This is a genomic window from Frigoribacterium sp. ME-P-080, assembly GCF_030209595.1.
In the GTDB taxonomy this organism is placed as follows: Bacteria; Actinomycetota; Actinomycetes; order Actinomycetales; family Microbacteriaceae; genus Frigoribacterium.
On sequence record NZ_JARVRR010000003.1, the window covers coordinates 436,076 to 461,754 of the forward strand.

Genomic DNA, 25,679 nt, shown 5'->3' on the forward strand with positions numbered 1-25,679 from the left:
TGCAATACTCTTAGCTCCTAAGACATTCAGCGACTGAAGGATCACCATGCGCACCCTCGCCCGCATCGTCAGCGGCCACCGCACCGCCTGGGCCGTGCTCGCCGCGACGGCCGTCGCCGTCGCCCTGCTCTTCACGGTCCTGCCGCAGAGCGAGGGCGACGCGGCCCCGCCGTCGGGCGTCCCCGACACGAGCCAGTCGGCCCAGGTGGCCGAGCTGCTCACGACCTTCCCGAGTGCCGAGACGACGGTGGGCATCCTGGTCTTCAGCCACGACGGCGACCGGCTCGACGCCGCCGACCTGACCGCCGTCGACGAGCGGGCCGCCGCCCTCGCCGAACTCGCCACGACCCCGCAGGCCGTCCGGCCGCAGATCAGCGACGACGGCACCGCGGCGATCGTGGCCGTCCCGCTCGACGCCACGACGGTCGACGCCGACGTCGCGGGCACGGCGACGAGCCTGCGGGACGCGGCCTCGGCCGACCTGCCCGCCGGGCTGGACGCCCTGCTCACCGGGCCGATCGGGTTCCAGGACGACATCGCGAACGCCTTCGCCGGGGCCGACTTCCGGCTCCTGCTGGTCACGGTGGTCGTCGTGGCCGTGTTGCTGATCGTCACCTACCGCAGCCCCGTGCTGTGGATCGTGCCGCTGGCCGTCGTCGGTGCCGCGGACGCCCTGGCCGGCCGGGTCGCGGCCGCCGTCGCCGACCCGCTGGGCATCCCGCTCGACGCCTCGATCTCGGGCATCCTCTCGGTGCTCGTCTTCGGCGCGGGCACCAACTACGCCCTGCTGCTCGTCGCGCGCTACCGCGAAGAACTGCTGCTCGAGCCCGACCGCCACCGCGCGATGCGCACGGCCGTGACGAGTGCCGGGCCCGCCATCGCGGCCAGCGGCGGCACGGTCGCCCTGAGCCTCCTCACGCTGCTCCTCGCGTCGCTCACGGGCAACCGGGCCCTCGGTCTCGCCTGTGCGATCGGCGTCGGCGTCGCGATCGTGTTCGCCCTCGTCGCCCTGCCGGCGGCCCTGGTGGTCTGCGGTCGCGGGCTGTTCTGGCCCTTCGTGCCCCGCGCCTCCTCGTCCGGGCGCGACCGCGTCTCCGACGGGGCCGACGCGACGCGGACGGCCGACGCCACCGCAGGAGGCGCGGCGCACCACGCGGCACCGCGACGCGGCTTCTGGGACCGTCTCGGGCGCGGCGTCCGACGCCGTCCGGCCGTCGTGGCCGTGGCGTCCGTCGCGGGCATCGGCGTCCTCTGCCTCGGCCTGAGCGGCTACGCCGTCGGCCTCTCGCAGACCGACCAGCTGCTCGGCGACCCCGATTCGGTCACCGCGCAACAGGTGATCGACGACTCGTTCTCGGCGGGGCTGACCAGCCGCACCACCGTGATCGTCCCCTCGACGGTCGCCGACGAGGCCACCGCGCTCGCGTCGGGCACGGACGGCGTCGACACGGCCACGACCGGCGAGACCGAGGGCGGACTGACGCGCGTCGACCTGCAGCTGTCCGCCGAACCCGAGAGCGACGCCGCGTTCGCCACCGTCGAGCGTCTGCGTGCCGGGTACGCCGACGCCGGCGGCGGCCTCGCCGACGCGCTCGTCGGGGGCAGCGACGCCACCGCCTACGACACGAAGGTGGCGGCGCAGGCCGACATCGACCTGATCGCGCCGATCATCCTGGCGATCGTGTTCGCCGTCCTGGCCCTGTTGCTGCGCTCGCTCGTGGCCCCCGTCCTGCTCATCGCCTCGGTGCTCGCCACGTTCTTCGCGAGCCTCGGGGCCTCGACCTGGCTGTTCCAGAACGTGCTGGGGTTCCCCGCGCTCGACACGGCGGTGACGCTGTACGCGTTCCTGTTCCTCGTCGCCCTCGGGGTGGACTACAACATCTTCCTCACCACCCGGGCCCGCGAGGAGGGCCTCGTGCACGGCACCCGCGAGGGGATGGTGCGAGCCCTGGCCTCGACCGGCGCCGTCATCACGAGTGCGGGCATCCTGCTGGCGGCCGTCTTCGCCGTCCTCGGCGTGCTGCCGGTCGTCGCCCTGACCCAGGTCGGCGTGATCGTCTGCCTCGGCGTGCTGCTCGACACCCTGGTCGTGCGCACCGTGCTGGTGCCCGCGCTCGTCTTCCTCACCGGTGACGCGTTCTGGTGGCCGAGCCGGCGTCCGTCGGTTCAGCCGCAGGCGCCCCAGAGCCCGACCCTCGACGCCTCGGCCGACGCCTCGGCCGCGACGAACCGGTCGCGGTAGCGGTACGCGTCGTCGTAGGTGTCCTCGCGCCCGTAGCCCTCGGCGACGAGCCGCTCGTTCAGCATCGTGCCGTCCGGCGACCAGACGTAGCGCAGCAGCCGGTCGTAGCGGTCGGCGTCACCCTGCGAGGCGTCGTCCTCGAGCCAGACCGTGGCCCCCTCGGGCAGGGTGGCCGTCGTGAAGGCGCTCGCCTCGGGTCCGAAGCAGTCGACGGGCGCGTCGGGCTTCACGGTCTCGGGGGTGTCGACGCCGATCAGGCGGATGCGCTCGCGCTCACCCGCCACCAGGACGACGACGGTGTCCCCGTCGACGACCCGGTCGACCACGGCCTCGACCGCCGCGGCCGGGACGCTCGCGGGCACGGGGACCGCACCCGCGCCTCCCGGGTCGCCACCCGCCGACCCGTCGCCGAGGAGGCGCGGGAAGGCCACGAGGACGGCCCCCGCCACGAGCACCACGAGGACTCCGAGCAGCCGGCGCGGCGTGAGGCGACGACGCGACGGACGGCGACGCGCGCTCACTCGGCGAGCCGCGTGCCGCGGAGCTCGGGCAGCATCGTGGCGGCGACGGCCCCCACGACGAAGACCGCGCCGAAGACGACGAACAGGGTGGGCGGCCCTCCGAGGGCGATCAGCGGGGGCACCGACAGCGGCGCGGCGATCGAGGCGATGCGCCCGACGCCGGCGGCCCACCCCGCGCCCGTGCCCCGCAGCGGGGTCGGGTAGAGCTCGGGCGTCACGGCGTAGAGCGCCCCCCACGCGCCGAGGTTGAAGAACGACAGGGCCATGCCCGCGACGAGGATCTGCGCGACGCTTCCGCTGACCGCCCCGAAGCCGAAGAAGACGGCCGCGACGGCCGACCCGAGCAGGAAGGTCGCGAGCGTCCCCCGGCGCCCCCACTTCTCGATCAACCACGCCGAGGCCGCGTAACCCGGCAGCTGCGCCAGGGTGATGATCAGCACGTACCCGAACGAGCGCACGAGCGGGAACCCGGCCGCGACGAGCAACGACGGCAGCCAGACGAAGGCGCCGTAGTACGAGAAGTTGGTCATGAACCAGACCACCCAGATCGCGACCGTGCGGCGAGCCATGCCGGCACCGAAGAGCCGGCCGACGGAGGCGCGGACCGGCTTCTCGACGACCCGCGCCTCCTCGGCGGCCACGGTCGGGGCGGCGACGCCGGCCGCCTGCTCGAAGCCGCGGACGGTGCGCTCGGCCTCGTCGTGACGCCCCTTCGACTCGAGGAAGCGCACCGACTCGGGCATCCTGAGGCGGACGAACACGGCGTAGAGCGCGGGAGCGGCACCGATCAGCAGGGCCCAGCGCCAGCCGTCGTCGCTCGTCGGGATCACGAGGTAGCCGACGAGGGCGGCCCCGATCGAGCCGACGGCCCAGAACGCCTCGAGCAGGACGACCACCCGGCCCCGGATGCGCCGGGGTGAGAACTCGCTGACGAGGGTCGACGCGACCGGCAGTTCGGAGCCCAGGCCGAGTCCGACGACGAAGCGCAGGACGAGCAGCACGCCGACCGACCAGGACAGGGCCGAGAGGCCGGTGGCGAGGCCGTAGAGCAACAGGGTCAGGGCGAAGACGGTCTTGCGGCCCAAGCGGTCGGCCAGCGAACCACCGACGGCCGCGCCGATCGCCATGCCCGCGAACCCGGCCGACGCGACCCAGGCCAGTTGTCCGGCCTGGTCGCTCCACACGGTCATCAGTTGGGCGATGACGAACGAGAGCAGGCCGACGTCGAGCGCGTCCAGGGCCCATCCGATGCCCGAGCCGGCCAACAGGCGACGGTGCTTCGAGGTGAACGGCAGCTCGTCGAGGCGCTCGCTGCGCGTCGGGGCGACCGGGGGCGAGGTGGGGACGGGGGTCATCGGGGCCTGTCGTCTCGGGGTGTCGTCGGGTCGGGCGGGTGGTCGGACACGGACTCCTCGCGTGAGGCGGACCGGGCCACTGGGCAGTGTAGGAGCCGTGAAGATGGCCGCGGCTACAGACACCGGGGCCGCGGCACCGTAGCCTCGGGCGGACCGGATCATCTCGGTCCGCGACGGAGGCACCACCATGGCAGAGAAATCAGCGAAAAAAGGCACCGCGAAGGTTGCCGTGCGCTCCTTGAAGGAGAAACGCGCCGACAAGAAGGCCAAGGGCGCGACGGGTGGCCACTCGGAGGACATCGTCTCCAACGCCAAGAAGCGCTGACGCACGACGTCCCCGAAGGGGCGCCGACCTCCGCACCGGGTGACCGGTCGCGAGGCGGCGCCCCTTCGTCGTTCCCGGCACGCGGCGACGCCCGCGACGACGCCTCGGGTCGGTCCGGGTGTGACACGACGACCACACCTGACATAACCTCGACCTCGTGGCCCGCGATCAGGGGTGGGGCCGGAGGGACGACGACATGATCGACAGGCGCATCAGGGCATGGGCGGCGACGGGGGTGACGGTCGTCGTGGCCGGCGCGCTGGCCCTCGGGGGCGCGACCAGCGCCTCCGCCGCCGGACCGGGAGCGGTCGGCTGGGCCGACTTCACCGTCGACGGGACGGCTCGTGCCTACACGGGCACGATGACGCTCCCCGGGGACTTCCCGCAGGCGACGTTCACGTCGACCTCGCGCCAGGCGACGATCCCCAGCGGATCGAACACGTGGCAGGGCACGGGCACGCCGGTCGGCGCCGAGTACGACTCGAGCCGTGGCCGCCCCTACCTCAACCTCCGTCCCGCCCAGGATTCGCCGACCGCGGCCGCCGCGTCGGTCACGACGTACACCTTCGACCGGGCCACCCCCGCGAGCGACTGGTCGTTCGTGCTGGGCGACGTCGACGCCGACCAGGTCACCGTGTCGGCCACCGGCGCCGACGGTGTGGCCGTGCCCGCCGACGCCCTCGGCTTCGGGAGCACGTACAACTACTGCCGCACCGCGGCCGGCGGCCCGTCGCCGTCGTGCGACGCCGCGGGACTGCGCGACGTGCCGACCTGGAACGCCGCCACGGGCGTGCTGACCGGCAACGCCACCGCGTCCGACACCGAGGGCGCCGCCGCCTGGTTCAGCCCGACCGTGCCGCTGTCGACGCTGACCTTCACGTACCAGCAGCGCTCCGGGTTCCCCGTCTACCAGACGTGGTTCGTGACCAAGACCTTCACCGCGAGCGGGGTGGTGACGAACGACGGCGCGGCCTACCCCGGAGCGATCGTGACGGTCGTCGACCCGGCGACCGGTGAGGTCGTCGGGACCACCACGTCGGTCGGCCCCGACGGCACCTGGTCGGTCCCCGGCCTCGTCTCGGGCACGCCCTACGAGGTCGACGTCACCACACCGGAGGACGCCGCGGATCTGCCTGCCGTGCCCTTCACGATCGCGGGCGACGACTCCCCCGGACTCGACTTCGCCTTCGCCGGCGCCGTGCCCCCGGTGGCCACCGCGCCCCTCACGATGACGGTCGTGGAGGCCGACGGGACGCCCGTGGCCGACCGTCCGGTGAGCATCGTCGTGCCCGGCCAGATCGACCCGGTGGCGTCGGGGACGACCGGAGCCGACGGCTCGGTCACCTTCGAGGGGCTCGACCCCGCGGCCGAGTACGACCTGGTGGACGAGGTCACGGGCATCGCCCGCGGTCCGGTCACCACGGCCTCCGGCGCGTCGATCACGCTCGACCCGACCGTCGAGATCACGACGAGCATCGTGAACCCCGACGGATCGGCACCCGCGACCGGGTCGACGGTCGACATCATGCCGGTCGGCGAGACCGCGCCGGTGGCGAGCGTCGAGACCGGCGCGGGCGGCTCGTTCACGGCCGACGGCCTCACCCCTGGCGAACAGTACGAGGTGGTCCTCAACGAGGACGTCGACTCGGCCGTCACGATCACCGCACCCGCGACGAGCGGGACGATCCCGCCCGTGCAGATCGCGGCCCCCGCGACCGTGTCGGTCGAGGGCACCGTCGTGGACTCCGACGGCACGCCCGCCGCCGACCTCGAGCTGTCGCTGATCGAGGCGGACGCCACCGACCCCGAGCCCGTCGCCACCCCGACCACCGACGCCGCGGGCGTCTACCGGGCCGACGACCTCGTCCCCGGCACGACCTACGACGTCGTGGCCGACGGCGAGACCCTCGGGTCGTTCACGGCGCCGACCGCCGACGGGACCGTCCCGACCATCACCCTCGCCGCGCCTCCCGTGGTGACCCCGGTGCCCGACCCCGAGCCGACCCCCGACCCGACCGTCACGCCGGCTCCCGTCGTGCCGGCAGCCGGAGGCCAGGGCACGGGCGGCACGGGCACCGGCGGCTCGGGCCGACCGCTCGCCTACACCGGCAGCGAGCCGGGCCTGCCGCTCGGCGTCGCGGCGGCCGCCCTGGCCCTCGGCCTCGCGCTCGTCACGGGCTCGGCCGTCACCCGTCGCCGGGCGGGGCGCCGCTGATCGCGGCGGCCCCCGGGGCCTGACCCCACGAGGCCGAGGAGGCGCGGTGTCCGGTCGACGGGCACCGCGCCTCCTGCTGTCCGTCGGCCCGTGGGCCCGTCGGCCCGTGGGCCGGGCATGTGCCCGCACCGGGTGCGAGGGAGTTGGCTCGGGACCATGAAGAACACCACACTCGGCCAGGTCGACGGCGGACTCGACGTCGGCCGCCTCGGCCTCGGCCTCATGGGCATGTCCGCCTTCTACACCGGCAACAGCACCGACGACGACGAGTCGGTGCGCGTCATCCACCGCGCGCTCGACGTGGGCGTCACCCTGCTCGACACCGCCGACATGTACGGCCCGCACACGAACGAGCAGCTGCTCGGCCGCGCCCTCAAGGGCCGCCGCGACCAGGCCGTCGTCGCGACGAAGTTCGGCAACGTGACCGACCCCGAGGCCCGCGCCGAACGCACGGTCGACGGTCGCCCCGAGTACGTCCGCCGGTCGGTCGACGGCTCGCTGAAGCGCCTCGGCATCGACCACATCGACCTCTACTACCAGCACCGCGTCGACCCGCTCGTGCCCATCGAGGAGACCGTGGGCGCCATGGGCGAGCTCGTCACGGCCGGCAAGGTGAGGTTCCTCGGGCTGTCCGAGGCGGCGCCCGAGACGATCCGCCGTGCCCACGCGACGCACCCGATCACCGCCCTCCAGACCGAGTGGTCGCTGTGGAGCCGTGAGCCCGAGGCCGAGATCCTGCCGACCGTCCGCGAGCTCGGCATCGGCTTCGTGCCCTACTCGCCGCTCGGTCGGGGGTTCCTCACGGGCACCATCCGCTCGGTGGACGAGCTCGCCGAGGACGACTTCCGCCGGTTCGCTCCCCGCTTCTCGGGCGACAACCTGCAGGCCAACGTCCGCATCGTGCAGCAGGTCGACGAGGTCGCCCGGGCCGTCGGCGCCACGCCGGGTCAGGTCGCGCTCGCCTGGCTGCTCGCCAAGGGCGAGGGCATCGTGCCGATCCCGGGCACGAAGCGCCGCGCCTACCTCGACGAGAACGTCGCGGCCGACGACGTGGTGCTCGACGCCGAGCAGGTGCACCAGCTCGACGACGTGGCCGCGCCGAAGGGTGCCCGCTACGCCGACATGTCCACGGTCGACAAGTAGCGAGGCGACCGGCGTCGGCTCGGCCGTCGCCCTGCGTGAGCCGTCGCTCCGCCACCCCGCCACCCCGCCACGAAATGAACATCCCGCCATCTTTTCTCGTGGCGGGATGTTCATTTCGTGGCGGGCTGAGACGTCCCGGCGCGGAACGAGGGCGAGCCCGAGGAGGCGCGGGTACGGTCGAGCGATGGACGACGTGATCAGACGCCGGGCCCTCGTGCACGGTTCGGTGCAGGGCGTGGGTTTCCGTTTCTCGACCGAGGGCGAGGCGGACCGACTGGACGTCGGCGGCTTCGTCCGCAACCTGCCCGACGGGACCGTCGAGGTCGAGGTCGAGGGACGGCCCGACCGGGTGGCGCTGCTGCTCGAATGGCTGGACGAGGGACCTCGTGGGGCCCGGGTCGACCGGGTCGAGGTGAGCGAGATCACCCCCGTGGGCGAGAGCGAGTTCAGCACGCGCCACTAGCCCGACCGGCGATCGGAACGGGGCCCGGCGGCCGGAGACGAGAGACCCGGCCCGGACGCTCGCACACACCCGACAGTGTGGAGTGCCCGGACCGGGCGTTCAAGGGTACCTGCTCGACGGCCCGGCCCGATCACCCGGACCGGTTCGGTCGGACCGTCCGGCCCGGTCGGCCCGGGGCGTCCGATCTCGTCGACCGGTGACCTCACATCCGGTGCCGCTGCCGCGTCTACGGGGTGGATACCATCGCCGAGAGCCAGGAGGCACCGTGAGCGTCCACACCAGCGTCGACACCCCCGTCGGCCCGTTGACCGTCGTCGGGGGCGAGACGGGCCTCGTCGGCCTCTACTTCGACGAGCACCGCCACCTGCCCGATCCGACCGGCTTCGGCCCGGTCTCGCGGGACGGCGTCGGCCTGAGCGACTTCGCCGAGGTCGGGCGCCAGCTCGGCGAGTACTTCGGCGGCGAGCGGCGCTCCTTCGACCTCCCGCTGGCACCGCGCGGCAACGACTTCCAGGTGCGGGTGTGGACGCTCCTCCGCGACATCCCCTTCGGCGAGACCCGCAGCTACGGTCAGCTCGCGACCGCACTCGGCGGCGTCGGCCTGGCCCGCGCGGTCGGCGCCGCCAACGGGCTCAACCCGTTGAGCATCGTCGTGCCGTGCCACCGCGTGGTCGGCTCGGGCGGGGCCCTGGTCGGCTACGCCGGCGGGCTCGACCGCAAACGGTTCCTGCTCGGGCTGGAGGCCGACCAGCCGTCGGGCCCCGACTCCGGTCGGCTGTTCTGACGTGGAACCCTTCGAGCGCGTGGTCGCCCGGCACGGTCGCACGGTCTGGCGCGTCTGCCGGGCCGTGCTCGACGAGCACGACACCGACGACGCCTGGAGCGAGACGTTCGTGGCGGCCCTCGTCGCGTACCCGTCGCTCCCGGCGTCGACGAACCTCGAGGCGTGGCTGGTGACCATCGCGCACCGCAAGGCGATCGACGTGCTGCGGGCACGCGAGCGTCGCCCCCGGCCGGTCGAGACGGTGCCCGAACCGCCGCCCGCGCCTCCTCACGACGAGACCGTCGCGCGCGCGGACGAGCTCGACGGTGCGTTGCGCACCCTGCCGCCGGGCCAGCGGCGTGCCGTGGTCTACCACCACCTCGTCGGGCTCTCGCACCGCGAGGTCGCCGAGCTGACCGGCATCAGCGCGGACGCGGCCCGGCGCGCGTCCGCCGACGGCATCGCGGCGCTGCGGCGGCTGCTCGCCGACCCCGCGACGCCTCGCGCGACCGGCGCCCCCGGCCGGGCCGCCGGTCGGGCCGCCGGTCGCGCCTCCTCCCCGTCCCCCGAGCCGAAGGGCATCCGATGACCGCCTCTCCCGACGCCGCCCTGGACGACCCCGCCGCGCCCGACGAGCTGTCGACCGGCCACCCGTTGACCGGCCTCGACCCGACCGACCAGCGACTCGCCGCGCTGCACGCCCGCTTCGCCGAGACCGCCCTCGGCGTCGGGGCGGTCGATGTGGCGTACCGCACCCTCGACTCCCCCGTCGGCCTCCTGCTGCTCTGCGCCACCGACGTGGGCGTGCTGCGGGTGGCCTTCGAGATCGAGGGGCACGACACGGTGCTCGACCGCCTCGCCACGACGGTCAGCCCGCGCATCGTCGAGGCGCCGTCACGGCTCGACACCGTGGCACGCGAGCTCGACGAGTACTTCCGCGGCGAGCGCCGCGCGTTCGACCTGCCGCTCGACCGGCGCCTGTCCACGGGATTCCAGCGGACGGTGCTCGAGCACCTGCCCGACATCGGCTACGGGTCGACGGCGAGCTACGCCGCGGTGGCGCTGGCCTCGGGCAGTCCTCGCGCGGTGCGGGCCGTCGGCACGGCCTGCGCCACCAACCCCCTGCCGCTCGTCGTCCCCTGCCACCGGGTGGTGCGGAGCGACGGGACCTCGGGCAACTACCGTGGGGGCATGGCGGCCAAGCAGATCCTGATCGACCTCGAGGCGGGGGCGTGAGCGAGGCGGTGACCTCCGGCGTGACGGCGGCCGGCGCGGGAGCGGTGTCGTCGGACCTGGCGGGCGCGGGCGTCGTGGTCGGTGACGACGGGCTGGCCCGACCGGTCTGGGCGTCGACCGATCCGCTGTTGCGCGAGTACTACGACACCGAGTGGGGGCTGCCGGTCCGGGACGAGCGGGGCCTGTTCGAGCGGCTGAGCCTCGAGGCGTTCCAGTCGGGGCTGTCGTGGGCGACGATCCTGCGCAAGCGTCCGGCGTTCCGGAGCGCATTCTCCGACTTCGATCCCGACGTCGTCGCCCGCTTCGACGACGAGGACCGGGCACGGCTGATGGCCGACGCGGGGATCGTCCGCAACCGGCTCAAGGTCGACGCGACGATCCGCAACGCGCGGGCGACGATCGACCTGAGGGCCGACGGCGGCCTGGTCGACTTCGTCTGGTCGTTCCGGCCGGTCGAGACTCCCCGGCCCCGCACGATGGCCGAGGTGCCGACGACGTCGCCGGAGTCGCTCGCCCTCTCGCGGGCACTCAAGGCGAAGGGGTTCACCTTCGTGGGGCCGACCACCATGCACGCGCTGATGGAGGCCGCGGGCATCGTCGACACGCACCTCGTCGACAGCCACCGCCGCGGGTCGTCCGGGGTGTGGGGCGACGACGGCCGGCCGGTGCCGGACGGCGGCCCCCGGGCGGCCGGGTCGTGACCGCGGACTCGCCCGACGGGGCGGCACCCGACGGGGCGGCACCCGACGGGGCGGCACCGGTCGGGGCGGCACCCGACGGGGCGGCACCGGTCGGGGCGGTACCGCACGGGGCGATACCGCACGGGGCGACCGCGCGCTTCGTCGTCGAACCCGTCGGCGCCTGGGACCACGCGCACGCCGTGGGATTGCTGGCGGCGCACAGCGTGCCGGGAGCCGAAGCCACCGACGTCGCCGCGGCCACGCACGCGCGACTGGTCGAGCTGGGCACGGGAGCCGAGCGCGCCTCCCACCGTCTCGACCTGTCGTTCGCGGCCACCGGGGTCGACGTCGCGCTGACCGGGCCCGACGGCGTGCTGCCGACGGAGGCGACGGTCGACGAGGCACGACGCGTCGTGCGGACGTGGCTCGACCTCGACACCGACCTCGACGACGTCGAACGGGGCTTCGCCGACGACCCCGTGCTCGGGCCGCTCGTCGCGGCGCGTCCGGGCATCCGCGTGACGGGCAACCCCGACGGGTTCGAGACGGCCGTGATGACGGTGCTCGGGCAGCAGGTCTCGCTCGCCGCGGCGCGCACCTTCACCGGGCGGCTCGTCGCGGCCCACGGCGAACCCGTCGCGGGGACGGGCCTGACGCGGTTCCCCCGCGCCGACCGCCTGGCGGAGGCCGACGTCGACGAGCTGCGGGCCGCGGTCGGGGTGACGAACAGTCGCGCGCGGACGATCCACGCCCTGGCCGAGGTCGTCGCCGACGGACTCGTCATCGCCCCCGACGTCGACCACGCCGACGCCCGCCGACGCCTGCTCGCCGTGCCCGGCATCGGCCCGTGGACCGTCGAGTACCTGGCCGTGCGAGCCCTGGGCGACCGCGACGCCTGGCCCGCGGGCGACCTCGTGCTGCGGCGCGTGATGGGCGGCCTGACGACGAAGGAGGCCGAGGTCGCCGGCGCACCGTGGTCGCCCTGGCGCGCCTACGCCCTGTTCCACCTCTGGGCCGCGGTGCTGCCGACCGCGCCGTGAGGCGCCCGGCGCCACCTGCCGACGACGACGACCGGACGAGGAGGCGCGGTGCGCCTAGCCTCGGAGGCCCACCACGAGAGGACCCCCGATGAGCGACGCCCGCACGAACCCGGACCCGCACGAGCCGGACGACGACCTCGGCCACGGCGACGCGCTCGACCAGGCTGCGGTCGAGGCCGCCGCGATCGAGACGCACCGGGCCGCCCACGGCACGGGCCCGACCGACACGCAGGGCGAACCCGCCGCATCGGGCGACGCGACGCCGGACGGCGACGTCACGCAGCCGCTCGGCGGCAGCCACTCGGGCGAGGACGGCTACGTCGCCGTGAGCCCCGGGGGCGTCTCGGGCGAGCAGGACGCCGCCTTGACCGTCGACGACGAGGACCCGCACTCGGCCGACCCCGAGGCGAACGCCCACCGCGGCGACATCGGCGCGAACCGCGGCGGCAGCGGCGGCCGCTGACCCGTGTGAGACCCCGGGAGCGCGCCGAGACCCGCGTGCGCGAGCCGGGGCCTCGGCCTCGGCCTCGGCCTCGGGCACTTCGTGGGATCTCGGCGATGACCGGGTGGTGCATGCTGGTGGGGATGACTGACACGCGCCCCCACCTCGACGACTTCGCCCGCTTCATCCAGGCCTCGCCCTCGTCCTTCCACGCCGCGGCCGAGGCCGCCCGCCGGCTCGACGACGCCGGGTTCACCGCCCTCGACGAGACCGCCGAGTGGCCCTCGGGCCCGGGCCGTCGCTACGTCGTGCGCGACGGCGCGGTCATCGCCTGGATCGAGCCGGCCACCGCGACGGCCACGACGCCGTTCCGCGTCGTCGGAGCGCACACCGACTCCCCCGGCTTCAAGCTGAAGCCCAAGCCGACGACCGGCACTCGCGGCTGGCTGCAGGCCGGCGTCGAGGTCTACGGCGGTCCGCTGTTCAACTCGTGGCTCGACCGCGACCTCGAGTTCGCCGGCCGACTGGTCACCCGCAGCGGCGAGACGCACCTGGTGCGCACCGGGCCGCTGCTGCGCTTCCCGCAGCTCGCCGTCCACCTCGACCGGGGCGTCAACGCCGACGGCCTGAAGCTCGACCCCCAGCGCCACCTGAACCCCGTGGTCGGGGCGGGGCCGCTCGACGAGGCCGACGTCCTCGGCCACCTCGCCGGGTTGGCCGGGCTGACCGGAGCCGACGTGACCGGGTACGACGTGGTCGTGGCCGACACCGCGCCTCCTGCGGTCCTGGGGATGTCGGGCGAGCTCTTCGCCGCCGGGCGCATGGACAACCTGTCGTCGACCCACGCCGGTCTCGTCGCACTGGTCGAGACGGCGACCTCGGGCGTCGAACTCGACCACGTCGCCGTGTTCGCGGCGTTCGACCACGAAGAGGTCGGTTCGGCCACCCCGTCGGGTGCGGCCGGGCCGCTGCTCGAGGACGTCCTGGCCCGGGTCTCGGCCGGTCTCGGGGCGACGACGACCGATCACCGCCGGGCACTCGCCGGGTCGTGGTGCCTGAGCGCGGACGCCGGGCACGCGGTGCACCCGAACTACCCCGAGCGGCACGACCCGGTCAACCAGCCGGTCGTCAACCGCGGGCCGCTGCTCAAGATCAACGCGAACCAGCGCTACGCCACCGACGGGCTCGGGGCGGCCGAGTGGTCGCGGGCGTGCGAGCAGGCGGGTGTGCCGTTCCAGGAGTTCGTCTCGAACAACTCGGTGCCCTGCGGCTCGACCATCGGACCGATCACCGCGACGCGGCTCGGCATCCGGACGATCGACGTCGGCATCCCGTTGCTCGGCATGCACTCGGCCCGCGAGTTGTGCGGAGCCGACGACCCGGCCTACCTGTCACGCGCCGCCGCCGCCTTCCTCGCGCCAGACGCGTAGGCCCGGCGCGGGCCCGATCCGCAGGCCCGGCGCGGGTCCGATCCGCAGGCCCGACGCGGAGGCGCTGCGCGACCGTCGGGCACCGCGCACGGCGGATCAGCCGAAGGCCTCCGCCGCCGGTGCCCCGAGCGCCCAGGCCAGGATCGCCGGCCACTCGCCGTAGCCCGAGTCGGGGGTGAGGTGACCGCCTCGGGGCACGACGACGACCGGGGCGTCGACCCGCGCCTCCCAGGTGTCGACCGGGCCGAGCGGCAGCCACTCGTCGTCGTCCCCGGCGACGACGACCGACTCGTCGTCGCCCCCGAGCGCGAGCCGCCGCCCGTCGAACAGCTCCCCGGCCACGAACGCGTGGATCGGCTGGCCGGCGATCAGCTCGGGCGACGGAGGCGCGACCAGCGCCACCCGGTCGGCGGACGGAGGCGCGACGCCGGCCTGCAGCCTCAACCAGAGCAGGCACGAGAGGCTGTGGCACAGCACCGTCACCGGACGGCCCGCGGGCAGGGCGGCCCGTTCGTGTCGCACCGCGGCCTCCCAGGCGGCGGGCGTGGGCTCGTCAGCGTCGGGCAGCTGCGGGTAGCGCACCACGTGTCCGCGGGCCTCGAGCTCGCCGGCGAGCCAGCGCTGCCAGTGCCCCTCGGGACGATGGTTCTGCCAGCCGTGCAAGATCAGGAAGGCCGTGGGCGGGGTCGGCGTCGGGGTGGTCGCGTCGGTCACCGTCCGATCATGCCCGGCCCGGCGTCCTCACGTGGCAGGGTCGCCCCATGACGTCACACCCGTACCGCGCCCGGTTCGGCGACGGCTACGCCTTCGAGGGCGAGCCCACCCTCGACGGTCCGCCGCCGACCGGATTCCACGTGACGACGCGTAGTCGGGTGATCGGCCACGGCCGGGCCGCCTTCGAGGCCGCAGGGGACGCCGTGCTGCACTGGCAGGTGCACCGCGGCTCGGGCTTCGTGCCCCTCGAGGTGCCCGACCGCGTGGCCGTCGGTGCGACGAGCGTCTGGGGCGTGACCCTCGGCCCCGTGCACCCACCGGTCGCCTGCCGGGTGTTCGCCGTCGTCCGGTCCGCCACCGAGATCGGCTTCGGACACGCCGCCCTGGTCGGCCACCCCCAGCGCGGCTGGGAGAGCTACCGCGTGCACCACCACGACGACGACCGCGTCACCCTCGACATCCGCGTCGTCTGGCTCCCCGCCGCGTGGTGGATGCGGGCCGCCGGGCCGGCGTCCGCACTCGCCCTCTCGCTGATCCTGCGGCGCAACCTCCGTGCCCTCGACGTCGTCGTGGCCTCCGCCTGACGGCACCGCGCCCTCACCGGACGGCCCGGTCACCCCTCCGTGGGGACGAGGAGGCGCGGCTCACGAGAACAGGTCGTCGAGCCACCTATGCCAGGCCGACCCGGTCGCGGCGGCGTCGGCCCCGTCGGCGAAGTCGTGGACACTGACGCTCACCCCGGCCCCCCAGGCCTCCCGCCCGAAGACGCGGACGAGCGCGCTCGCGGTCCGGAGCCCCACGAACGACGCCGTGCGGTACGAGAGTCCCGCGGCGACCGGACCGACGCCGGGCAGGTCGACCACGACGGCGTCACCGACCTCGACGTCGTCGGCCAGGTCGAGGGCCTGCAGCACCCGGGCGGCCGATCCCGCCGCCCGCGACGACTCCGGGGCGTCGACGCTCGTGAACGTGGCCTCCCGCCCCGTGAACCATGCGACGTACTCGGCGAGGGTGTGCAGGTAGAAGTCGGTGTGCTCCTCGACGCCGGGCACCTGCCCCTCGTCGAAGACGCTCGAGTGCCGGTAGGTCAGCCGGGTCGCCTCCTCGGTGTCGTCGCCTGCCGCGAGGACGAAGTCGAGCTCGTTGAACCAGCCGCCCTCGCCCTCCATGCGGTTGGCGTAGTGGCGACCCGGTCGCCAGGCCGTGACCACCGCACCCGGCCCGGCCGCGCCTCCCACCCGGGGTTCGACCTCACCGGGCCAGAGCCACCCGCCGGTGCCCGTGGTGACGGCGTCGAAGACCACGGCGGGAGGCGCGGCGAGGGTGACGGTCCGGACGATGTCGACAGCGGGCACGATGACTCTTCTCTCGTCGAGGCGGGTGGGTCGAGGCGGGTGGGCCGAGGACGGTGCGCCGGGGTGGGACCCGGCGGGGTCAGCCTGCCACCGGGGGCCCCGCCTGCGCCACCGTCCCGGGCTCCGAGCCCACCGTGCCACACTGATCCGATGACCCCTCGACGTCGCCACGCCGGTTCGCCACGGCGTGCGGCCGCCCGCGACGCCTCGCGAGCGGGGGACGTCGACACGACCGTCACCGTGCGTCGCGTCGAGCGGGACGACCTCTACGTGCGGGTCAACACGATCGGCGACACCGGCGACCGTCCGTTCGTCCTCGTGCCGGGCATCGGCGTCTCGTCCGACTACTTCGAGCGCCTCGCGCCGAACCTCAACGAGTTCGGCCCCGTGCACGCTCTCGACCTGCCGGGCTTCGCCGGGGTGCCGCACCCGGGTCACGCCCTGAGCATCCGCGAGTACGCCGACCTCGTCGGCACCGCCATCGACGAACTGGGACTCCACGACCCGGTCGTCGTCGGGCACTCGATGGGCACGCAGATCGTCGTCGACCTCGCCGCGCGCCGACCCGACCTGTCGACCGTCGTGCTGATCGGGCCGGTGATCGACCCGGCCCATCGTCACGTGCTCGAGCAGGCGGTGCGGTTCGCCCGGGCCGCCTGGCACGAGCCCGGCCGGGTGAAGTTCCTGGCCCTGAGCGCCTACGTGCTCTGCGGGGTGCGTTGGTTCTCCCGCATCCTGCCGAAGATGATGACCTACCCGATCGAGCAGCACCTGCCGCAGATCGCCGCCGACACCCTGGTCATCCGGGGCGAGCACGACGCCGTCGCCCCGCGCGAGTGGGTGCGCCGCGTCGGCGAACTGCTGCCCTCGTCCCGCCTGTGGGAGATGCCCGGCGCCGCCCACTCCGTCATGCACGCCCACGCCGAAGAGGTCGCCAAGCTCTGCGTCGAGCACGCCCAGCAGCCGATCCGACACGACGAGGGCGTCGAGCTGCACCACTACGTCGACGCGGGGGACGGCGACGAGAGCGACGACTTCAGCCCCAGCCCGGCCGACTTCGTGAAGGCCGTGGGGGCGCGCCTGCGGTCGACCGCGGCGACCATGCGCGGAGACGACGAGGCCCTCGCGAAGGCCAAGACGGACCACGCCGAGTCGATGCAGGCGGCGTTCGACCGTCGCCAGGCCGAGAAGGCCGCGGCCGGCGACGACCCCGACGACGGCCCGCACATCGAACCCACCACCGGCGGCGCCGACCGCTGACGGTGCGGCTCGTCTCGGCCGCGCCGGGCAGGGCCGGGCCGGGCCGGGTCGGGTCGGGTCGGGAACGCAGGAGGCGCGGGTCGCCTCGCCGCTGACCCTCACGCCCCCGAGACGGTCAGCCCGATCAGCACGAGGTTGAGGGCCACGACGACGACCACGGCCACCCAACCGGCGATCCGCGTCCCGACGGCGTTGACGCCCGTGCCCATGAGCGACCGGTCGCTCGTCGCGACGACGAGGGGCACGAGGGCGAAGGCGATGCCGAAGCTCAGCACGACCTGGCTGAGCACGAGCAACCACGTCGGGCTGATGCCCGACGCGAGGAGCACGAGGGCCGGGATCAACGTGACGACCCGACGCACCATGAGCGGCACCTGCACGTGCAGCAGGCCCTTCATGATCTCGGCGCCCGCCATCGCCCCGATCGACGTGGACGCGAGACCCGACGCGAGGAGGCCGACGGCGAACAGGACGCCGATCACCGGCCCGAGCGCCGCCGCGATGGCCCGCTGGGCCCCGGGGATCGTGTCGGTGCCGTCCTGACCCGACAGGGTCGAGGCCGCGAGCACGAGCATGGCGATGTTGACGCCGCCGGCGACGAGCAACGCCAGCACGACGTCCCACCGGGTGGCCTTCAGCACGCGGGCACGGTCCGCCCCCTCGGCCACGACGCCGTGGTGGTCGCGGGTGAGCGCGGAGTGCAGGTAGACCGCGTGCGGCATGACCGTCGCGCCGAGCATCGACGCGGCGAGCAGCACCGCCGTGCTGTCCTCGAAGCGGGGCACGAGACCGGCGAGCATGCCTCCGGCCGACGGCGGGGCGAAGAGCAGCCCCGCGCAGAACCCGAGCGTGAGGACGGCGAGCAGGGCGATGACGACGGTCTGGAACACCCGCCCGCTGCGGTACCTCGTGAGCAGCAGCAGGCCGAGCGAGACGAGGCCGGTGATCAGACCCCCGACGACCAGCGGCACCCCGAAGAGCAGCTGGAGCGCGAGGGCTCCCCCGATGATCTCGGCGACGTCGGTCGCGGCCGCCACCAGCTCGGCCTGACCCCAGTACGCCAGCCGGAGGGGCCGACGACGGAGGCGCGTGCCCATCACCTCGGGCAGCGACCGACCCGTGACGATGCCGAGCTTCGCCGACAGGTACTGGACGAGCACCGCGATGGCGTTCGCGAGGACGAGCACCCAGAGGAGCGTGTACTGGTACGCCGCCCCGGCCGTGAGGTTGGCGGCGACGTTGCCGGGGTCGACGTACGCGATCGCGGCGACGAACGCCGGGCCGAGCAGGGTGCCGCGCGGTCGGGCGTGCACGACCTGCCGGGCACGGCCGTCACGGGGTCGGTCGGCGTCGGCACGGCGGGTGTCGGACGAGCTCATGCCTCGACCCTAGCAAGATTTCGGTGTGCCGAAACCTTGGTGGGAAGCCTCCACAACCTGCCCTGCGCCCGTCCGCCGCGCGCCGCGCCCGCACGCCGCACGCCGCACGCCGCACGCCGAAAACCCCGTTCCCGAAGACGAACCACGATTGATCGGGGTTCTTCTTCGCGAACGGGGTTCCTCGGTGATCGGTGTGCAGCCGACCCGACCGCGCGGAGGTGTTACTCCGTGGCGGCGGTGATCTTCGCGACGCCGACGAGCATCTCGTCCTGGACGGCGTCGGTCCCGAAGGTCTGGTTCAGCAGCGACGCGGCGGCAGGGCTGACGTGCACCGTCGTGCCCTCGAGCACGGCGTTGCCGTCGACGACCTCGAGGGGCTTCAGCGTGCCACCCCAGAGGTTGAACAGGTACGCGTCCTCGGCGGCGACGGTGCCGTTGGCGGTCACGGTGCCGTATAGCTTCGACTCGCCCGGGTCGATGCGGAAGTCGGTCAGTTCGACGACGGTGCCGTCGGCCGAGGTCAGCGACAGGCCGGAGCCGTCGTGGTCGATCTCGCCCTGGACGTAGGGTCGCACGTCGCTGTCGGGGCCGTAGTAGTCGACGTTGCCGCCCGTGATCGGGAAGGCGAAGTTGCCGTCGGTGAAGGTCGCGGTGCCCACGACGCCGGGGGTCAGGCCCAGGCTCGTGAGGGCCTCGACGAAGGACGCGTCCACGGCGACCTGCGTGTCGACACCGTTCGTCAGATCCGGGATGGACGCCTCGGGCAGCATGCTCTCGCCGGGGCCGGGTTCACGGGTCTGGTTGACGGGGTGCGTCGGGGCCGTGTTGTTGCTCTCGGAGTCCGAGGTCGAGGCGCAGGCCGCGAGCGAGAACACGAGGGCGCCGGTGGCGACGACGCCGAGGACGCCTCGACCGAGGGAGGAACGGAAGGGGGTGCGCATGAATGGTCCTTGTCTGTGCTGCCCGGTGGGGTTGATCGGTGTTCGACGCCCGGGCCGCGTCGGATGGGGCAAGGGGGCGACCCGGCCGGGACGCCCCCTCGCGGCGCTCAGTCCTCTTCGGAGAAGAAGCGGTCGACCTTGCGGTGGTACCGCTGACCCAGCAGGCCACCGAGGACGGCACCGGCGAAGCTCAGGACGACGACGAGGCCGAGGCCGATGAGACCGGCGAGGGACGACGACTGCAGGTCGTCCATCGAGGGCACGAACGGGTTCGGCGACGACGAGTCTCCGGTCTGGGTGCCGACGACGCCGACGACGATCGCCAGGACGATCGTGATGACCAGGCCCCAGAGCCAGGTCGCGAGCCCCTGCTTGAAGCCGCTGAAGCGGGCGATGCGCGACGCCGTGTAGCCACCGATGAGGTACCCGAAGAAGATGATCGCGAGCACCACGATGCCCGAGGTCAGCGCGAGCACGTCGGCGTTGTCGGTCGTGAAGCTGCGCAGGTCGGCCATGGCGGTCGAACCGGAGGCGACCCCGCCCCAGGCCGCGAGGACGCCGCCGAAGATCGTGATCATGACGAGGCCGAAGCCCGTCGCGGCGAACCAGCCGAGCAGGCCGGCGCCGAAGCGGATGCCGCCGAACTCCTCTTTCTGCTGGGCGAGCAGCTCACGGCGCACCGACACGTGGTCGATGCCCGAGTCCTTGACGAGGGGGTAGGCGTGGGAGCCGGTGTCGCGACCCGCGGCGGCTCCTGCGGCCGCGCCTCCGGCTGCCGCCGCGGTGGGCGCGACGGCGGTGGGGGCGTCCTGACCGAACGAGGGCTGACGCTCGGCCGCGGCGCGGTCGGTGGCGTCGCGTTCGGCGTCCGAGCGGTCGTCGACCCAGCCGTCGTGCGAGGACGAGGAGGCGCCGGTCGCCGTGGTGGCGGACGCCGCGGTGGCCGTGTCGTCCCCTCGGTCACCGGTGGCGGGCTCGCCGGCGCGGGCGGCCTCGGCCGCACGGAGGGCCTCGTCGTCGTGCAGCGGACGGCGCGTGCCGTCCGAGGAGGCGGACCAGGCCCGCTGGGCGGGCTCGGTCGGCGCCACCATGGGCACCGCCTCGGTGGGACGGCCGGTCGAGGCCGCGTCGCGGTCGGACTCCGAGAGGACCTCGGTGTCGCGGCGGTCGGCGTCGGTCGACGCGTCGGCGTCGGTGCGCTGGTCGGACGCGGTGTCGCCGGGGACGTACTCGGCGGGCACCGAATCGGGCAGCGCCTCCTCGTCGGACGACGCGGGAGCCTCGTGCGCGTCCAGGCCGGACGCGTCGGAGTTCGCGGGGGCCTCGGCGACGACCGGGCGGTCCTCGGCGTCGGCGACGGCGGCCTGCTGCGTCGGGGCGTCGGACCCGAAGTCGACGGCGGGCTGCTGCTGCGTGGGGGCGTCGCCGCCGAAGTCGACGGCCGGGGGCTGCTGGGTCGGGACCTCGGAGCCGTACGGCACCTCGGTCGGCTCGACCGTCTCGCCGGTCTCGTCGGACCGCGGGGCGTCGTTCGTGTCGCCGTACTGGGGATCGCGTCCCTCGTGGTCGGGGCGGTCGCGCCGCGGATCGTTCGCGTCGGTCATGGCTCACTCCTGTCGGTGGGGTCGTTCCCTGGATCTGTGATCCGCCTGAACGTTACGCCCGAACGGCACCCCGGGCCGGGAGCCCCCGCCCGCGCCCGCGGGACTCACGGGCGCGGACGAGCCGGTAGCGTGGACCGGACCGCCGAGCGACGAAGGACGACGACGTCATGACCGACACCAGCCAGACCCCCTCCGATCCGACCGCGACGGCCTCCGGCGCGTCCGACTCCGCGGCGACGGGCCGCCGGGCCGCGGCGGCCGCCCGTACGCGACCGAAGGCCGACATCGCCCGTTCGTGGCTGCTCGTGCCGGGCACCGCCCCCGACCGTTTCGACTCGGCCCAGGCGTCCCGCGCCGACCAGATCGTCCTCGACATCGAGGACGCGGTCGACCCGGCCCGCAAGCCCGCCGCACGCGACGACGTCGTCGCCTGGCTCACGGGCGGCGGCGAGGCCTGGGTGCGCATCAACGACCGCTCGACGGACTTCTGGTCCGACGACGTCGACGCCCTGATGGGCCTGCCCGGACTGCACGGCGTCATGCTCGCCAAGACCGAGGCGCCCGAACACGTCACCGAGACCTTCGACCGACTCGGAGGCGCGGTGCCGGTGCTCGCGCTCGTCGAGTCGGCCCTCGGCATCGAGGAGAGCCCCGCCATCGCCAAGGCCCGCGGGGCGTTCCGCCTCGCGTTCGGAAGCGGCGACTACCGCCGCGACACCGGCACGAGCGCCGACGACCTGGCCATGGCCTACCCCCGCTCCCGCCTCGTCGTGGCGAGCCGCATCGGCGGGCTGCCCGGCCCGATCGACGGCCCGACGGTGGGCAGCAGCCACCCCGTCCTGCGGGAGCAGTCCGGGGTCGCGGTCGCCCTCGGCCTCACCGGCAAGCTCTGCCTCGACGTCGAGCAGCTGCCCGTGATCAACGAGGTCATCAGCCCCACGCCGTCCGACGTCGCCTGGGCCCAGGACTTCCTCGCCGACTTCGAGGGACGCGGCCGGGTCATCCGAGACGGCAGCGACCTGCCCCGCCTGGGCCGGGCCCAGAAGATCGAGAAGCTCGCCTCGGCGTTCGGGGTGCAAGCCGCGAACTGACGGCTCGACGGAAGGAGGCGCGTCCCACTCGGGACGCGCCTCCTTTCTTTCTGCCCGGATGTCCGCAGGACCGTTGACAGACGATAGTCAACGACATATCTTTGACACATCGCGACAGGACGTCGCGACCTCGATCTCTTCCCCCCGACCCGAGAGGAGTACCCCATGGGTACCGACTTCACCCCCGAGAACCACGGCGACCCCCGTCGCCGGCACCACGACTCCCCCGACGCCCGGCACGACCCGATGGGCCGCGGCGAGGGTCACGGCCGCTTCGGCCGTCCGTTCGGCCGCGGGTTCCGCCCCGGTCCGGGCTTCGGCGGCTTCGGCCCCGGCTTCGGCCCCGGCGGCCCGGGCTTCGGTCCCGGCGGCTTCGGACCGGGCCGCGGTGGACGCGGCCGGGCACGACGCGGCGACGTGCGCCTCGCGATCCTCTCGCTGCTGTCCGACGCCCCGTCGAACGGCTACGGCCTGATCAAGGCGATCGCCGAGCGCACCGACGGCACGTGGAAGCCCAGCCCCGGCTCGGTCTACCCCACGCTGCAGCAACTCGTCGACGAAGAGCTCATCTCGTCCGACGAGGCCGCGACCAAGAGCGTCTTCACGCTGACCGACGCGGGCCGGGCCTACGTGGCCGAACACGCCGACGAGATCGAGAAGGCCTGGGCCGCCACGGCGGACGACGCGAGCGACACCGACCGCGAGTTCCAGACCAGCCTCATGAAGCTCATGGGCGTCGTCAAGCAGTTCCACCACGACGGCAGCGACGCCCAGCGGGCCGCCGCCACCGCCAAGCTCGACGAGGCACGTCGCGCGCTCTACACGATCCTGGCCGACTGAGCCCCGGCCGACCGAGGCTCGGCCGACCGAGCCCCGGCGGGCCGTCCTCCGGAGGCGGCCGGACCGATGTCGGGGGCCGTCGGCATGATGGGGCCACGAGCACGACGACCCCGCCGGAGGCGCACATGAGCACCGCAGACGACCGCACCACCGCGAGCACCGCCGACCTCGGGCGCGCCGGGTACGACCCGTCGTTCCTCACGGTCGACGTGCCCCTGCCGGCCGTCCACGCCACCGTCCGCGAGCTGCCCTACGTCCACTTCACGGTGCTGCTCGACCCCGTCCGGCGGTTGGCCGCCCTGACGGCCGTCAACATCGACGGGTCGTCGCTGGTCGACCTCGGCCGGGGCGACGACTGGCACCTCGACGAGCGCGTGCCCGACGACGAACAGACGGGTCCCGAGGTGTACGCCTCGAACGACCTCGACCGGGGGCACCTCGTGCGTCGGCGCGACCCGGTCTGGGGCGAGCGGGCCGTCGCGGCCGCGGCGAACGTCGACACCTTCAGCTTCACCAACGCCGCACCCCAGGCCGCCGAGTTCAACCAGTCGAAAGAACTGTGGCTCGGCCTCGAGGACCAGGTGCTGCAGTACGCCTCCACGCATCGGCAGCGGCTGACGGTCTTCACGGCGCCCGTGCTGCTCGACGACGACGCGCCCTACCGCGGCATCCGCCTGCCCCGTCGGTTCTTCAAGGTCGCGGCCTGGACGACCTCCGACGGTGGTTCGCTGCGCAGCGCGGCGTACCTGCTCGACCAGTCCCCCGAACTCGACGGCGTCGACCTCGAGGCGGCCTTCGCCCGCGCGCACGAGCAGGGCGACCCGCCGCCCCTCGGGCCGTACCGCACCTACCAGGTGCCCGTCCGCGACATCGCCGAGATGACCGGTTTCGACCTCGCCCAACTCGCCGAGGCCGACACGCTCCGGCCCGTGCCCACGATCGAGCCGCCGGACGGCATCCGCGCGGGGTGGCTGCCGCTGACGTCGGTCGACCAGCTGTCGTTCTGACCGCCAGGCGACGCGACCCCGGCTCGTCCAGGCGGCTCGCATCGGGCCGTGCCAGCATTCTCGGGCCATGGCACCGAACGACCGAGATCCCGTCGACCCCACAGACGCCCCGTCCCCCCTGCCGCCCGAGATGCCGCGCAGCCTGACGGTGCTGCGTGACGAGGACGCCCCGCCGGTCCGGGCCACACCCTGGCGAGAGGTCCGGGTGGACTTCCTGGTGCCGACCACCTCGACCGGTGCGGCCCGCGGCGTCCGGCACCTGCTCGACGAACCCGAACTGCACTTCTCACCCGGGCTGCGCCAGGGGACGCTCGCCCTGATGCCCCGACGGTCGGCACTCCTCCGCGTCGTGCTCGCGTGGGAGTGGTCGGTCGAGGCGGCGTCCTTCGCCGTGCACTCCTTCGAGCCCGAGCCCTTCTCGTCCGACGAACGAGACGCCCTCGAGGCCTGGTTGCGGGCGACGGCGCGACGGTTGCAGCTGTTCGACGGCGCCCTCGCGCGTGCCGTCGCCCGGGTCGACCACGACGTGGTCCGAGGCGTCGACACGAGCTCTCCCGAGGCGTCGCTGGCCGGCGCCTCCGCTGCGGTCCGGGCGGCAGCCCCTGCGGCCGCGGATTCACCTGACCCGGGCCCGGTCAGGGGCCGTCCGGTGCCCGACGACTCCGACCCGGTCGACCTCTCGGCGGCCGGGCCCGCCGCCACGACGATGCGGACGGCCACCCTCGGGACGAGACTCGCCTCCCCCGCCGTCGGCGCCGCCCACCCCGTCGTCGACGTCACCCTGCCGGACGCGAGCGACCCCGGCTGGGAGGTCTTCGTCGACGCCCTGAGCCGTCAGACCCTCGGTTACCGTCGCACCCTCGACGACGGCGGCAGCGCCTACGCGTTCACCTACCTCGTCGCCGACGACGTCGACGACGTCACGCCCGACGACCTGGTCGACTGGCACGACCAACACATCCAGCGGCAACTGCTCGTCGAGGACGCCCGCCAGGCGTACGTGCACCTGCTCGCCGGGCTCGAGCCGCCCGTCTCGGTGCAGTACACGGTCTGACCGACGCGGCGCGCGCCTCCCGGGCAGGCAGTCGGGTCAGGGGGCGACGTCGACGATGGCGACGAAGCGGGTGCCGACGCCGTCGACCTCGGCGCGCACGACGCCCGGCTCGGGCTCGGGCAACTCGTCCGCACCGTGGTCGTCGCAGCTGAGGTAGGTGTACTCGGGCCACCACTTCTTGGGGCGAGCCGCCTCGTGGTAGCCGCAGACGACGCACTCCAGTTCGACCCAGACCGGCTTGCCCGTGCGGTTCGCCCGGGACTGCACCAGCCAGGCCGGCGGCGTCCGCTCGATCGCGACGAGTTCGTCGACCGTCATCTTCGGCGGCAGGCCGTGGCGCTTGGCCATCTCGAGCGGGATGTCCAGTCGCAGGGCGGCGTCTCGTCGCGTGATCACCCGCACACGCTACCCGTCCGCCCCCACCCCTCGCGAGCACCGGCGCTGTTGCCACGCGCAACACACGCCGTCAAGTCGGCCAGAGTGCCGACTTGCCCCCGAACGAGGGCCAGGCGGAAGCTCGACCCAGGCGGCACGTGTCCGATCCACCCGGTCGGTCGATCACCGGACCGCCCGGCAGGC

The 25,679-nt window shown here is 74.0% G+C and carries 25 protein-coding genes; 17 read left to right on the forward strand and 8 right to left on the reverse strand.

Features of this window, described 5'->3' with window-relative positions; all coding sequences use genetic code 11:
* The first annotated feature begins 46 nt into the window (after positions 1–46).
* Positions 47–2,242, forward strand: a complete 2,196-nt coding sequence (locus QRN23_RS07230) for an MMPL family transporter (protein WP_285063036.1) — start codon at positions 47–49, stop codon at positions 2,240–2,242.
* Here QRN23_RS07230 and QRN23_RS07235 read toward each other — a convergent pair.
* Both QRN23_RS07235 and QRN23_RS07240 read right to left on the reverse strand, forming a co-directional pair.
* Positions 2,167–2,763, reverse strand: coding sequence for a thermonuclease family protein (locus QRN23_RS07235; RefSeq protein ID WP_056046641.1), 597 nt, complete (start codon positions 2,761–2,763; stop codon positions 2,167–2,169). The genes QRN23_RS07230 and QRN23_RS07235 overlap by 76 nt on opposite strands.
* Positions 2,760–4,118, reverse strand: coding sequence for an MFS transporter (locus QRN23_RS07240; protein ID WP_285063038.1), 1,359 nt, complete (start codon positions 4,116–4,118; stop codon positions 2,760–2,762). Before QRN23_RS07240 ends, QRN23_RS07235 begins: the two co-directional genes overlap by 4 nt.
* Before the next feature lie 521 nt (positions 4,119–4,639).
* Here QRN23_RS07240 and QRN23_RS07245 point away from each other — a divergent pair.
* The 10 genes from QRN23_RS07245 (at position 4,640) to QRN23_RS07290 (ending at position 13,855) form a co-directional block, all read left to right on the forward strand.
* The gene (locus tag QRN23_RS07245; protein ID WP_285063039.1) at positions 4,640–6,658 is read left to right on the forward strand and encodes a hypothetical protein; all 2,019 of its coding nucleotides are present in this window, start codon (positions 4,640–4,642) and stop codon (positions 6,656–6,658) included.
* Positions 6,659–6,814: 156 nt separating this feature from the next.
* Complete coding sequence (locus tag QRN23_RS07250; RefSeq protein ID WP_285063040.1) at positions 6,815–7,801, forward strand: aldo/keto reductase; 987 nt, start codon at positions 6,815–6,817, stop codon at positions 7,799–7,801.
* A 184-nt stretch (positions 7,802–7,985) separates the two neighbouring features.
* The gene (locus tag QRN23_RS07255; RefSeq protein WP_056046650.1) at positions 7,986–8,264 is read left to right on the forward strand and encodes an acylphosphatase; all 279 of its coding nucleotides are present in this window, start codon (positions 7,986–7,988) and stop codon (positions 8,262–8,264) included.
* A gap of 265 nt (positions 8,265–8,529) precedes the next feature.
* Positions 8,530–9,048, forward strand: coding sequence for a methylated-DNA--[protein]-cysteine S-methyltransferase (locus QRN23_RS07260; protein WP_056046652.1), 519 nt, complete (start codon positions 8,530–8,532; stop codon positions 9,046–9,048).
* Position 9,049: 1 nt separating this feature from the next.
* Positions 9,050–9,616 (forward strand): RNA polymerase sigma factor, encoded by a 567-nt coding sequence (locus QRN23_RS07265; protein WP_285063041.1) that lies wholly within the window; start codon positions 9,050–9,052, stop codon positions 9,614–9,616.
* Positions 9,613–10,263 (forward strand): methylated-DNA--[protein]-cysteine S-methyltransferase, encoded by a 651-nt coding sequence (locus QRN23_RS07270; RefSeq protein ID WP_285063042.1) that lies wholly within the window; start codon positions 9,613–9,615, stop codon positions 10,261–10,263. Before QRN23_RS07265 ends, QRN23_RS07270 begins: the two co-directional genes overlap by 4 nt.
* Positions 10,264–10,307: 44 nt before the next feature.
* Positions 10,308–10,964 (forward strand): DNA-3-methyladenine glycosylase I, encoded by a 657-nt coding sequence (locus tag QRN23_RS07275; RefSeq protein ID WP_285063247.1) that lies wholly within the window; start codon positions 10,308–10,310, stop codon positions 10,962–10,964.
* On the forward strand, positions 10,961–11,983 hold the full coding sequence (locus tag QRN23_RS07280) for a DNA-3-methyladenine glycosylase family protein (protein WP_285063043.1): 1,023 nt from the start codon (positions 10,961–10,963) through the stop codon (positions 11,981–11,983). The genes QRN23_RS07275 and QRN23_RS07280 overlap by 4 nt, the downstream gene beginning before the upstream one ends.
* An 88-nt stretch (positions 11,984–12,071) precedes the next feature.
* Complete coding sequence (locus tag QRN23_RS07285; protein ID WP_285063044.1) at positions 12,072–12,446, forward strand: hypothetical protein; 375 nt, start codon at positions 12,072–12,074, stop codon at positions 12,444–12,446.
* Positions 12,447–12,568: 122 nt separating this feature from the next.
* The gene (locus tag QRN23_RS07290; protein ID WP_277960182.1) at positions 12,569–13,855 is read left to right on the forward strand and encodes a M18 family aminopeptidase; all 1,287 of its coding nucleotides are present in this window, start codon (positions 12,569–12,571) and stop codon (positions 13,853–13,855) included.
* A gap of 96 nt (positions 13,856–13,951) precedes the next feature.
* On the opposite strand, the gene QRN23_RS07295 is transcribed toward QRN23_RS07290, so the two are convergent.
* A complete protein-coding gene (locus QRN23_RS07295; RefSeq protein ID WP_285063046.1) occupies positions 13,952–14,569 on the reverse strand; it encodes an RBBP9/YdeN family alpha/beta hydrolase in 618 nt (205 codons plus the stop codon).
* 47 nt (positions 14,570–14,616) lie between these two features.
* Here QRN23_RS07295 and QRN23_RS07300 point away from each other — a divergent pair, with 47 nt between their 5' ends.
* The gene (locus tag QRN23_RS07300) at positions 14,617–15,153 is read left to right on the forward strand and encodes a DUF1990 domain-containing protein (protein WP_159826008.1); all 537 of its coding nucleotides are present in this window, start codon (positions 14,617–14,619) and stop codon (positions 15,151–15,153) included.
* A 60-nt stretch (positions 15,154–15,213) separates the two neighbouring features.
* Here QRN23_RS07300 and QRN23_RS07305 read toward each other — a convergent pair whose 3' ends face one another.
* Positions 15,214–15,924 (reverse strand): SRPBCC family protein, encoded by a 711-nt coding sequence (locus tag QRN23_RS07305; protein WP_285063047.1) that lies wholly within the window; start codon positions 15,922–15,924, stop codon positions 15,214–15,216.
* A gap of 150 nt (positions 15,925–16,074) precedes the next feature.
* Between QRN23_RS07305 and QRN23_RS07310 the strand changes: the two genes are divergently transcribed.
* Entirely contained in the window at positions 16,075–17,184 is a 1,110-nt protein-coding gene (locus QRN23_RS07310; RefSeq protein WP_285063049.1) for an alpha/beta fold hydrolase, read from the forward strand.
* Between the two features lie 98 nt (positions 17,185–17,282).
* On the opposite strand, the gene QRN23_RS07315 is transcribed toward QRN23_RS07310, so the two are convergent.
* The 3 genes from QRN23_RS07315 to QRN23_RS07325 form a co-directional block, all read right to left on the reverse strand.
* Positions 17,283–18,563 (reverse strand): Nramp family divalent metal transporter, encoded by a 1,281-nt coding sequence (locus QRN23_RS07315; protein WP_285063050.1) that lies wholly within the window; start codon positions 18,561–18,563, stop codon positions 17,283–17,285.
* Between the two features lie 221 nt (positions 18,564–18,784).
* Positions 18,785–19,504: an ABC transporter substrate-binding protein gene (locus QRN23_RS07320; protein ID WP_285063052.1), complete on the reverse strand. Its 720-nt coding sequence runs from the start codon at positions 19,502–19,504 to the stop codon at positions 18,785–18,787.
* Positions 19,505–19,611: 107 nt separating this feature from the next.
* Positions 19,612–21,108: a CvpA family protein gene (locus QRN23_RS07325; RefSeq protein WP_285063053.1), complete on the reverse strand. Its 1,497-nt coding sequence runs from the start codon at positions 21,106–21,108 to the stop codon at positions 19,612–19,614.
* Positions 21,109–21,275: 167 nt separating this feature from the next.
* Here QRN23_RS07325 and QRN23_RS07330 point away from each other — a divergent pair, with 167 nt between their 5' ends.
* The 4 genes from QRN23_RS07330 (at position 21,276) to QRN23_RS07345 (ending at position 25,100) form a co-directional block, all read left to right on the forward strand.
* Positions 21,276–22,199, forward strand: a complete 924-nt coding sequence (locus QRN23_RS07330; protein WP_285063054.1) for an HpcH/HpaI aldolase/citrate lyase family protein — start codon at positions 21,276–21,278, stop codon at positions 22,197–22,199.
* Between the two features lie 246 nt (positions 22,200–22,445).
* On the forward strand, positions 22,446–23,039 hold the full coding sequence (locus QRN23_RS07335; RefSeq protein WP_285063248.1) for a PadR family transcriptional regulator: 594 nt from the start codon (positions 22,446–22,448) through the stop codon (positions 23,037–23,039).
* A gap of 125 nt (positions 23,040–23,164) precedes the next feature.
* Positions 23,165–24,046 (forward strand): DNA/RNA non-specific endonuclease, encoded by an 882-nt coding sequence (locus QRN23_RS07340; RefSeq protein ID WP_285063055.1) that lies wholly within the window; start codon positions 23,165–23,167, stop codon positions 24,044–24,046.
* 67 nt (positions 24,047–24,113) lie between these two features.
* Positions 24,114–25,100: a hypothetical protein gene (locus QRN23_RS07345; RefSeq protein WP_277960190.1), complete on the forward strand. Its 987-nt coding sequence runs from the start codon at positions 24,114–24,116 to the stop codon at positions 25,098–25,100.
* Positions 25,101–25,136: 36 nt separating this feature from the next.
* Here the strand turns inward: QRN23_RS07345 and QRN23_RS07350 are convergent, their stop codons facing one another.
* Positions 25,137–25,496, reverse strand: coding sequence for a hypothetical protein (locus tag QRN23_RS07350; protein ID WP_056046678.1), 360 nt, complete (start codon positions 25,494–25,496; stop codon positions 25,137–25,139).
* Between the last annotated feature and the right edge of the window lie 183 nt (positions 25,497–25,679).

Bases quoted from the DNA above. Each gene is read 5' to 3' on its own strand.
- QRN23_RS07230 (WP_285063036.1), top strand. From the start codon at position 47: ATGCGCACCCTCGCCCGCATCGTCAGCGGCCACCGCACCGCCTGGGCC.
- QRN23_RS07240 (WP_285063038.1), bottom strand. From the start codon at position 4,118: ATGACCCCCGTCCCCACCTCGCCCCCGGTCGCCCCGACGCGCAGCGAG.
- QRN23_RS07245 (WP_285063039.1), top strand. From the start codon at position 4,640: ATGATCGACAGGCGCATCAGGGCATGGGCGGCGACGGGGGTGACGGTC.
- QRN23_RS07250 (WP_285063040.1), top strand. From the start codon at position 6,815: ATGAAGAACACCACACTCGGCCAGGTCGACGGCGGACTCGACGTCGGC.
- QRN23_RS07255 (WP_056046650.1), top strand. From the start codon at position 7,986: ATGGACGACGTGATCAGACGCCGGGCCCTCGTGCACGGTTCGGTGCAG.
- QRN23_RS07270 (WP_285063042.1), top strand. From the start codon at position 9,613: ATGACCGCCTCTCCCGACGCCGCCCTGGACGACCCCGCCGCGCCCGAC.
- QRN23_RS07285 (WP_285063044.1), top strand. From the start codon at position 12,072: ATGAGCGACGCCCGCACGAACCCGGACCCGCACGAGCCGGACGACGAC.
- QRN23_RS07290 (WP_277960182.1), top strand. From the start codon at position 12,569: ATGACTGACACGCGCCCCCACCTCGACGACTTCGCCCGCTTCATCCAG.
- QRN23_RS07300 (WP_159826008.1), top strand. From the start codon at position 14,617: ATGACGTCACACCCGTACCGCGCCCGGTTCGGCGACGGCTACGCCTTC.
- QRN23_RS07310 (WP_285063049.1), top strand. From the start codon at position 16,075: ATGACCCCTCGACGTCGCCACGCCGGTTCGCCACGGCGTGCGGCCGCC.
- QRN23_RS07315 (WP_285063050.1), bottom strand. From the start codon at position 18,563: ATGAGCTCGTCCGACACCCGCCGTGCCGACGCCGACCGACCCCGTGAC.
- QRN23_RS07320 (WP_285063052.1), bottom strand. From the start codon at position 19,504: ATGCGCACCCCCTTCCGTTCCTCCCTCGGTCGAGGCGTCCTCGGCGTC.
- QRN23_RS07325 (WP_285063053.1), bottom strand. From the start codon at position 21,108: ATGACCGACGCGAACGATCCGCGGCGCGACCGCCCCGACCACGAGGGA.
- QRN23_RS07330 (WP_285063054.1), top strand. From the start codon at position 21,276: ATGACCGACACCAGCCAGACCCCCTCCGATCCGACCGCGACGGCCTCC.
- QRN23_RS07335 (WP_285063248.1), top strand. From the start codon at position 22,446: ATGGGCCGCGGCGAGGGTCACGGCCGCTTCGGCCGTCCGTTCGGCCGC.
- QRN23_RS07340 (WP_285063055.1), top strand. From the start codon at position 23,165: ATGAGCACCGCAGACGACCGCACCACCGCGAGCACCGCCGACCTCGGG.
- QRN23_RS07345 (WP_277960190.1), top strand. From the start codon at position 24,114: ATGGCACCGAACGACCGAGATCCCGTCGACCCCACAGACGCCCCGTCC.